The sequence below is a fragment of the Devosia psychrophila genome (assembly GCF_000971275.1).
Lineage (GTDB): Bacteria > Pseudomonadota > Alphaproteobacteria > Rhizobiales > Devosiaceae > Devosia > Devosia psychrophila.
On the sequence record NZ_LAPV01000198.1, the window covers coordinates 1 to 1,004 of the forward strand.

At 57.7% G+C, this 1,004-nt stretch carries 2 protein-coding genes; one reads left to right on the forward strand and one right to left on the reverse strand.

Translation table 11 applies throughout. The features are described 5' to 3' along the window. A partial coding sequence (locus WH91_RS20360; protein WP_046172850.1) for a sugar ABC transporter substrate-binding protein occupies nucleotides 1–650 on the reverse strand: 650 nt, incomplete at its 3' end. Nucleotides 651–805: 155 nt separating this feature from the next. Between WH91_RS20360 and WH91_RS20365 the strand changes: the two genes are divergently transcribed. Further along, nucleotides 806–1,004: GntR family transcriptional regulator (locus tag WH91_RS20365; protein ID WP_046172851.1), on the forward strand; the 199-nt coding region annotated here is incomplete at its 3' end.

The window sequence follows — 1,004 nt, forward strand, 5'->3', positions numbered from 1 at the left end:
GGATTGGCCTGGAGGGCGTTGGTAAGGTCGGCGAAGGCCTTGTCCGCGTTCCACTCGGTGGAGATCTGCGACACGACTTCGACCAGGTCCTTGTTCTGATCTACCACGTCGAAGAAGCCGTCACGGCGCTGAATGGCGTTTTGGTCGCCCAGATCGCCGATCAGGATCGCGGCCTGGTACTTGCCGCCCTTGGCCTTGGCGATGTCGAGCAGCGCTTCTACCGTGGATTTCATGATGGCGCGGTTGTCGGCCTGCACCGCAACCGAGGTCGCGTCGCTCGCCGCCGGTGGGCGATTGAAGTGCACCATCGGAATGCCGGCGGCATTGGCTTCGCGGATGGCGGGGATGACCGCGTTGGAGTCAGTCTGCACAATGATGATGCCGACGACCTTGCGCTGGATCATCGACTGCACCTGTTCGAACTGCTTGTTGTCGTCGAGGTTGGAGATGGCTTCGAGCGGCGTCCAGCCGGCCGCCACGGCCTTTTCCTTTAGTACTTCGAAGCTGGTGACCCAGAAGGGCGACTGCAGGCTGTCGAACAGGATGGCTACGGCCTCGCCCGAATCCTGTGCCTTGACCAGCATAGGAAGCGATGCTGCGGCCATGGAAGCTGCCAGCATGCCGACGGTGAAATGTCTACGGTTAATCATTAGAGCTCCTCCCGCAGCGCGAGCACACCTGGCTTCGATCGCCGCATTCCCCTCAATAGCGCAGACTAAAATGTAAGACAACATTTTTTGTAAGACAACTTCGTTTTCTGCTATGCTGTCGTTGCTAACGATCACATGCACGGAAGAGTTTTGCGATGAACTTTCAAACTGAAAGTCCCACGAAGGCCCGCATTATTCAGTTTATTCGTGACCAAATCAGTAGTGGCGCATTGGGTGTCGGCATGCGCTTGCCTACCGACCTTCAGCTGGCCCGGGAATTTTCAATCAGCCGTCCCATGGTCCGCGAGGCGATCACGGAGCTTAAAGAAGACGGAATTCCCATTGTGCGACCCG